Origin of the sequence: Pseudomonas sp. WS 5071, from assembly GCF_012985765.1 — a bacterium.
In the GTDB taxonomy this organism is placed as follows: Bacteria; Pseudomonadota; Gammaproteobacteria; order Pseudomonadales; family Pseudomonadaceae; genus Aquipseudomonas; species Aquipseudomonas lundensis_A.
The window spans coordinates 1-1,561 of the sequence record NZ_JAAQWY010000075.1; the positions used below are offsets into that span (position 1 = coordinate 1).

1 protein-coding gene is annotated in these 1,561 nt (G+C 62.5%); it reads right to left on the reverse strand.

Annotated features, from left to right (window positions below; genetic code table 11):
* Positions 1–4: 4 nt before the first annotated feature.
* Positions 5–1,561: urocanate hydratase (gene hutU / locus HBN61_RS22260; RefSeq protein WP_170047922.1), on the reverse strand; the 1,557-nt coding region annotated here is incomplete at its 5' end.

The window sequence follows — 1,561 nt, forward strand, 5'->3', positions numbered from 1 at the left end:
CGGCTTAGCCGTTAATCATCGGCAGGTTCAAACCCTGCTCGTTGGCGCAGTCAATGGCGATGTCGTACCCCGCGTCGGCGTGGCGCATCACCCCGGTGGCCGGGTCGTTGTGCAGCACGCGGGCAATGCGTTCGGCCGCTTCGTCGGTGCCATCACACACGATCACCATGCCCGAATGCTGCGAGAAGCCCATGCCGACGCCGCCGCCGTGGTGCAGCGAAACCCAGGTCGCGCCGCTGGCGGTGTTGAGCAAGGCGTTGAGCAGCGGCCAGTCGGACACCGCGTCCGAACCGTCCTGCATGGCTTCGGTCTCGCGGTTCGGGCTGGCCACGGAGCCGGAGTCCAGGTGATCGCGGCCAATCACGATCGGCGCTTTCAGCTCGCCGCTGCGCACCATTTCGTTGAACGCCAGGCCCAACTTCGCACGCTGGCCCAAGCCAACCCAACAGATACGCGCCGGCAACCCCTGGAAGCTGATGCGCTCGCGGGCCATGTCCAGCCAGTTATGCAGGTGCGCGTCGTCGGCAATCAGCTCTTTGACCTTGGCATCGGTCTTGTAGATGTCGTCGGCTTCGCCCGACAGTGCGACCCAACGGAAAGGGCCTACGCCACGGCAAAACAGTGGGCGGATGTAGGCCGGTACAAAACCGGGGAAGTCGAAGGCGTTTTCGACACCGACTTCTTTGGCCATCTGACGGATGTTGTTGCCGTAGTCGAAGGTCGGAATGCCTTGTTTCTGAAAGGCGAGCATGGCTTCGACGTGTTCGCCCATCGACGCCTTGGCGGCTTTCACCACGCTCGCCGGATCCGTCACGGCACGGTCGCGGTATTGCTCCCAGGTCCAGCCTTTGGGCAGGTAGCCGTTGAGCGGGTCATGGGCGCTGGTCTGGTCGGTGACCATGTCCGGGCGCACGCCACGGCGAACCATTTCTGGCAGCAATTGAGCCGCATTCCCGCACAACGCAATGGAAATGGCCTTGCCTTCAGCGGTGTAGCGGGCAATACGCGCCAGCGCGTCATCCAGATCGGTGGCTTGTTCGTCGACGTAACGGGTGGCCAGGCGGAAATCGATACGGCTTTGCTGGCATTCGATGTTCAGCGAGCACGCGCCCGCCAGCGTCGCGGCCAATGGTTGCGCACCGCCCATGCCGCCCAGACCGGCCGTCAGGACCCACTTGCCCTTGAGGCTGCCGTTGTAATGCTGGCGACCGGCTTCGACGAAGGTTTCGTACGTGCCTTGCACAATCCCCTGACTGCCAATGTAGATCCAGCTACCAGCTGTCATCTGGCCATACATGGCCAACCCTTTGGCATCGAGTTCGTTGAAGTGCTCCCAGGTCGCCCAGTGCGGCACCAGGTTGGAGTTGGCGATCAGGACGCGCGGCGCATTGCTGTGGGTTTTGAACACACCGACCGGCTTGCCGGATTGCACCAGCAAGGTTTCGTCATCATTCAGGTTCGTCAGGCTTTCAACAATTTTGTCGTAGCAGGCCCAGTTACGTGCTGCCCGGCCAATGCCGCCATACACCACCAGCTCGGTCGGGTTCTCGGCCACTTGCGG